3 protein-coding genes are annotated in these 6,512 nt (G+C 62.8%); all 3 read right to left on the reverse strand.

From position 1 onward, the window contains the following. Positions 1-136: 136 nt before the first annotated feature. The 3 genes from CA2_RS06845 to CA2_RS06855 all read right to left on the reverse strand — a co-directional run bounded on the left by CA2_RS06845 (position 137) and on the right by CA2_RS06855 (position 6,475). On the reverse strand, positions 137-2,098 hold the full coding sequence (locus CA2_RS06845; protein ID WP_042414335.1) for a bifunctional diguanylate cyclase/phosphodiesterase: 1,962 nt from the start codon (positions 2,096-2,098) through the stop codon (positions 137-139). Positions 2,099-2,192: 94 nt separating this feature from the next. Continuing rightward, positions 2,193-2,912 (reverse strand): transglutaminase-like cysteine peptidase, encoded by a 720-nt coding sequence (locus CA2_RS06850; RefSeq protein ID WP_042414371.1) that lies wholly within the window; start codon positions 2,910-2,912, stop codon positions 2,193-2,195. A 434-nt stretch (positions 2,913-3,346) separates the two neighbouring features. Beyond that, positions 3,347-6,475 (reverse strand): cadherin-like domain-containing protein, encoded by a 3,129-nt coding sequence (locus CA2_RS06855; protein WP_217997628.1) that lies wholly within the window; start codon positions 6,473-6,475, stop codon positions 3,347-3,349. Positions 6,476-6,512 lie beyond the last annotated feature (37 nt).

The following is a 6,512-nucleotide window of genomic DNA, read 5'->3' on the forward strand; positions in this document are numbered from 1 at the left end:
CCCGTTGGGAACCCAAAGTGGCTATAACCCAGGATTCATGAGCGCAAGGCGCTCTGCTTTTTGCCATGCCACGCCACCGAACCACCAGCGCGAACGCCGCCCGCTACGGCAGGCGGGCCGCGCCAAGGCGCACGCCTCAACCCAGGCCTTGCACGGGCAAGCTGGCACCCTTGATGCGCAGCCACGCCGCGGCCTCGGGCGCCACGGCATCGGTGATGTAGACCCGCACGCCCTGGTCCTGGGCGGTGCTGATCATGGCCTCCAGCAGGTGGCGCACCCCCGGGTTGCTGAGTGACTGCTCCGCAAAATAGCCGCCCAGCTTCACATAGCGCAGCGGCAGGCTGGGCAGGTGCCACAGGGCCTTGGGCGACTGGTCCAGGCGACGCAGCCCCACCCCCACATGGGCCAGCGCGGTTTCGTCGCACAGCTCGGCCACGCGCGCGGGGTTGACCTCCAGCGCGTGCGCATCCAGTTCCAGCACCAACTGCTCCAGCCCCGCCCCCAGGGCCTGGGCCGGCGGGGATTGCAGCAGCTTGCGCACCTGCGGCACCAGGTCGTCCTGCTCCAGCGACGGCACGGACACGCGCACCACCAGGGTCTCGCCCGGGTGCTGGCCCAGCCACTGCAAGCCCAGCGACAGCGCCTGCAGGTCGTAGTCGGCCGACATGCCCAGGCGCACGGCCGCCGGCAGGAAGAAGGCGCCGCCCAGCACGCGCCCGTCGGGCTCGTGCAGCTCCAGGGACGCCTCATGGCGCACATCGGTGCCCACCAGGGAGGTGCTGGTCTGGGGCTGCACCGCGATCTGCAAGGCCTGGGGCGTCTGCAGGGCCATGCTCAGCAGTTGCTGCCAATTGCGCTCGCCGGCCACCATGTGGCCAGGCTGGCGCGTGGCCTCGGCGTACTCGACATCGCCATGGCCTGCGCTTTCGGCCTGCATCAGCCCACGGTCCAGGCGCGACAGCACATCGCCCACCGTGTCCGTGCCGATGAAGGCCGTCAGCGCAAACGCCCAGCGCGTCCACTGCCCCGCCCCCAGCGCCAGGTTCTGCGACTGCAGCAGCTTGCGCAGTTGCTGCACCATGTGCATGCCCTCAGGGCCCAGCCCACCGGGCAGCAGCACCACGAAGTCACTGCCATTCAGGCGTGCCAGCTGGGCCTGCACCTGGGCGTTGTCGGCCAGCAGTTGCTGCACCTGCTGCCAGACGCTCTTGAGCCATTCGTCGACCTCGTGGCGCGCGTAGCTGGTGTTCATGGCCTGCAGGTCGCGCTGGCGCACCATCAGCACATGCCCCTGGGCCTGCGGCCCGCTGAGCAGGAGCTTTTGCAGCTCGTTGACGAAGTACTTGCGGTTGGGCAGCTGGGTGACCGGGTCGCTGTTGGTCTCCAGCTCCAGGTGTTCGATGCGCTGCGTCTGCGCCTGGGCCGCTTGCTGCACGCGCACATGGGTGTGCTGGATGGCATGGGACACGGAGGTCAGCTCCGCCACGCGCGATTCGCCCACGTCGGCCACATCGCTCTGGCTGGTGCCGATGCGCAGCACCTGGGCCTCGATTTCCTCGTGCAGCACCCGCCGGAACCACCGCAGCAGCAGGCCCACGAACAAAGCCCAGGCACCGCCCGCCACAAGAATCAGCCCAGTCATCCGGATGCTGCTGGACCACAGCGCATCCATGGCAAACCGGTTGTCCACCATCACGCTGAGGTTGCCCACCTGCCGCCAGCCGTCGCTGATGGCCCGCTCGGCCTGGGGCTGCGGCAAGGGCAGCATGTGGCGGAACCACGCGGGCGCGCGCCCCTGGCTCTGCAGCGCTGGGCTTTGGCGCTCGAACAGCACACGCCCATCCGGCGCCCGCAGGCCAATAGCCGCAAACTGCCCGGTGTCGAACAAGGCAGCCATCAGCAGCTCTTGCGTGACCGGGTCCTGGTTGCCCGGCTGGGACAGCGACAGCGACAGCGAAGACGCGGCATTCTCGCTTTGCGATTGCAGCTGCTGCGTCAGATAGCTGCGCGCCGCATCAATGCTGAGCGCCAGCGTGCCCAGCAAAATCCCCACAATCGCCACCGACACACTGAGTAAAAGCTGCTTGAGCAACGACATGGCTTAAGGCCTTTCCAAAAAAATGCTGCAGCACCGCAGCGCGCCAGGGGCCACGGTCTGCGGCACCCGGCAAGCAGCGCGGCAAGCAGCGGGCTCAGAGCGCATCAAAGCCCTCCTTGCGCATGCGCTGCTGCAAATCCTGCCAGCGGTTGATGCGCTCTGCCGGCGCAGAACGCTGTCCCTGCACATAAATACCCTGGGCGTTGAAGCTGAACACAGGGGTCAAATCACTGCGCTGGCTGGCCGGCTGCATGCGCACCACCAGGTTATCCAGCACCAAGGGGTCGGCCTGCGGCGTGTCGTAAAAGCCCAGCACCATGTGCGCAATGCTGTGCGTGCTGCCCATGCCCCCCACGCGTGCGCGCACGTAAATCAGCCGCATCTGCTGTGCCGGCACGCCCAGGTGCACCAGCGAGAAAAACTTGCCAATGACAAAGTCCTCGCAATCACCCGCCCCCCGGCCCAGGCTCTCCAAAGGCGTGGCCCAATAATCTGTCTCCTTCCAGACCACCAGGTCTTCAGAGGCCAGAATGCGCTGGTTCCAAAACGCATTCACCGCCTCCAGCTGCTGGGCCACCGGCAAGCCCGCCTGGGCACGCAGCATCTCCAGCCTGGCCTGCAGCCTGCGCACCCCGTCCTCGCCATAACGCGCCGCCATCTGGCGGTGCAGCAAAGCCTCGTCCCAGGCCCGCGCGCCCCGCAGCGCCCAGCCCCCGGCCAAGGCCGCCCCCGCCAACAGCCAAGCCCGCCGTGACAGCCCACCGCCACCGCGTACCTGCTGCTGAGAGGAAAACCCCGGCCAGAACAAATCCATCACTCCCTGTTGAACACCCAGGCGCTGCCTCTGGCCCACGGCCATCTTCCCTACCATCCCCCTGCCAGAAGAACGCCAGGCCGCAGCACCCGCGCAGCCCGCAGGCATTGTGCTGCACAACGCCGCTGCCGCTCCCGCATTCCCCCCTCGTCATTCCCGCTCCTCTCCGTCATTCCCGCGAAGGCGGGAATCCAGCAGCGGCCTTTGCTTACATCACGGCCTCTCTCATTACTAGCGCAGTCACTGGACACCCGCCTATGCGGGTGTGACGGAGAGAAGACGCTGGAGGTGCAGGCATAACGCAGGACAGGGCACGCGTGTGATGCGATATCAAAAAGATCGTGAACACGATCCAAGAAAAAAGGCGCAGGCACTTGCATGCATGCGCCTTGTGGCAAAAGGCCCCGGGAACAAGCCCCGGGGTAGAGCTGGGCTTAGTTGTGACCGTCCATGGTGATCTTGCCTTGCTGGATCAGTTGCTGGATCAGTGCGTTTTGGTCTGCCGAAGTATCGATCGGGGCACCATTCACCAAATCCACGTTCTTGAGCACGATGGACTGGTTGAAGTTGCCGCCATCTGCATCCAACAAACCATGGGTGTGGATCTGGATCACGGTATCACTACCGATCTTTTCCACATGCAGGAACTGGCTCAGATCGGTTTCATCCTCCTCACCCACCAACAACTCATTGAGCACCAGCACATCCTGGCCCATGCCGTTAGTGGCCGTACCGAAGTCCATGATGGTGTCCTCTGCCGCCGGCGTACCCACCGTGCCTTCGTCACCCAGCAGCCAGACAAACTCGTCATCGCCCATGCCGCCGGTCAGCGTATCGTTGCCCTTGCCTCCGTACAGTGCATCGTCGCCCGCACCACCGACGATGATGTCATTGCCATCACTGCCAATCAGCACATCATCTCCCACGGAACCATGCAGTTCCGCAACAGCACCAGGGCCCGTCGTCTTGATGGTGATGTTCAAGAACGCCGAATCCGTGTCGCCGTCCGCCTGGGTCACCTTGTACTCGAACCGCTCCTGATGGTAAGGAACGTCGTCCGTGCCGTTGTCCGGCTTGGTGGGCGTATAGGTGTAGGAACCGTCGCTCTTGATGACCAGCGTGCCGTGCTCACCCATGATCGTCGTGCCCGTCGTCGCGGCGTTCACCCATGCCGTACCGTTCCAGACCGATAGCGTCGAGGCTTCGCCATTGGCGCCCCAGCTGTCGTTGTCCTTGACCAAGCCGTTGAGCGGCGACGTCGTCCAATTGGTGTATTGGTAGCTCGGGATATTGGCCTGGAAGTTGTCGAACGTCACGCTGGCTTTGCTGCTGCTGGTGTTACCCGTGCCATCGTGTACGGTCAGGACAATCCGGTAAGTCGTGTTGGCTTCCAGAGCATTGGTCTTGATGGGGGGATTGGTTTGCGTTCCAGTGATGGAGCCTTGCTGAACCTCCGTCCATGTCATCGTGCCATTGCCGTTGTCAACGCTCTTGTAAAGCTTCCATCCAGCGGAATCGTTGGCGCCACCCAGGTTGCTGACACCCGTGACTTGGAACTGCAAGGTTTCCCCTGCCACGTTTCCAGTCGTGTAGGTCGGCGTAACCAACTGAGCATCGCCGTTGCCAGAACCGTTGGAGTCCGTCAGGGTAAGAGTCCGGTTGCTGGAGCTACCACTCCGTGCAGCGTCCAGTGTGCTGTTGCTGTTCCACGATGTCGACTGCCACTGACCAAGGTTCGCACTCAGTATCCCATCGGTTGCCAGATTGGCCGTGGTGTTTCTATCGACCACGTTACTGAACGTCCACTGGTTAGAGTCGCTGCTGGAGAATTCATTCGCCAATGGCTTCGACGATGCAGCCACCGTCACGGTCGAAGAATCGAGATTCACCGTCGCATTGTCATCGGCCGCGCTCACCTCGCTGCGATCCTGGATCGTCAGCGTCAGGGTCGACGAGGCCGTGGCGCCGCTGGCGTCCTTCACCGTGTAGTTCACCGTCGCGGAGATATCGTCGGCGACGTCGGTGTTGTTTTGGCCTGTGAAGCGGTACTCACCGTTCGCGGAGACCAGCAGCTTGCCGATCTGCATCATGCTGCCAGGCGTGGCCGGGCTGGGCGCATAGATGTCGATCGTCGTCGAGTCGCTGGCCGACATAAACGTGTAGGTCTGGGAAACGCCGCTGCCGTCCACGTAGGAGATGGTCGTCAGCTTCCAGCCGTCGCCGCTCCATGGAGCAGTGCCATGCGCGTCGTTGTCGGTGATGTTGCCAGTAATGGAGTTGCCGCCTGCGCTGCTGATCAAAGTGTTGGTCAGATCCGAGACGCTGGTGTCCACCACCTTCACATTCGGATCGTTCTCACCAACGGTGATCCCACCTCGTGTTTCACCAGGATGCCAGGCAATGGGCTCCAGGTAAGTCTTGTCCGAGCTTCCCAGCCCGCCAAACCCTACCGCGTAGGAGTCATCAAACTCATTGTTAGTAAGGAAATCGATCCATTTTTGCTCGTCGCTGGAGCTTCCGCTGGTGCTCAGAGCGCTGGAAGGCTTGCCGTCCGACATGAAAATCGAAACCAGCTTGTCTCCTCCCTGCGGCGGAGCGGAGAAATTACTACGAACCGTATCCAGCGCCGATTTGTAGCTGGTGGTTCCGCCAGCGTTCAGCTGCTCGATGGCAGCCATGGCATCGGCAAGATTGGTATACCAGCCGCCATCCTGACCCGATGAGTGGAAGGTTGCGCTGCTCGCGAACGAGACGATGAATACGGAATGCACCGCACCGGAATTGAAGAGGTTGGCGACGGCTTCCTTCAGCATCTGCATGCGAGAGGTGTAGGGGCCGCTGCCGTCTGGATCGCTGCCTCCGTCGTTATTGCCAGCGGGGCCCATGCTGCCGGAGCGATCCAGGATCAACACGACATTGCTGCCACTGGCTGTGCCGCTTTCAAAGATCGTGGATGTATCCGCATTCGCCGTCGGACCCGACGTGTTTTCGATATTGATGGTCAGCGCCGCCGTTTTTTCGTCGCCGTCGGCATCGCGCACGGTGTAGGTGAAGACGTCCGGGACATTGGCTGTGATGGCATTGGCGGTAGCTTTATAGGTGTAGCTGCCATCGGCCTTGAGGGTCAGCGTGCCATAGTCGGTCGTGATCGTGAAGTTGCCGTTGCTGTCCGGGCCGGCCGCTACATTGGCGCCTTGCGACACGCCAACCACGCCGCCGCCGGAAGCCCAGCCGTCTGCGCCGGCGGTGTCGCTGTGGAGAACTCCATTCTCGGCGTCGACGGACAGGGTGTCGCCTTCGCGGACATTGTTCATGTCGTCTTCAGCCTTGGGACCATCATCCTTAATCGTGATGTCAATGCTGGCCGATGTGTTCACATCGTTGTCACTGTCAGTCACCCGTACCGCAAAGTTCTCATCCTTTTCGGTGTCTTTGCCCGCCGCCTTGTCGTGCTCGGAAGCTGCAGCAAGCGTGTAGGTCCAGCTCTTGTCTGCATTCACCACCAAGGTGCCATGCTGGCCTGCCACGCTCGTTGTGCTGCCTGCCACAAGGTTGATCGTCACCCAGTTGCCATCCTTGTCCTGGACTTCCAGCGTTTTC

The sequence above is a fragment of the Comamonas aquatica NBRC 14918 genome, from assembly GCF_000739875.1.
Lineage (GTDB): Bacteria > Pseudomonadota > Gammaproteobacteria > Burkholderiales > Burkholderiaceae_C > Comamonas > Comamonas aquatica.

What these genes read in the sequence shown, in the direction of transcription:
- CA2_RS06845 (WP_042414335.1), bottom strand. Translation starts at nt 2,098, where the DNA reads ATGTCGTTGCTCAAGCAGCTTTTACTCAGTGTGTCGGTGGCGATTGTG.
- CA2_RS06850 (WP_042414371.1), bottom strand. Translation starts at nt 2,912, where the DNA reads ATGGATTTGTTCTGGCCGGGGTTTTCCTCTCAGCAGCAGGTACGCGGT.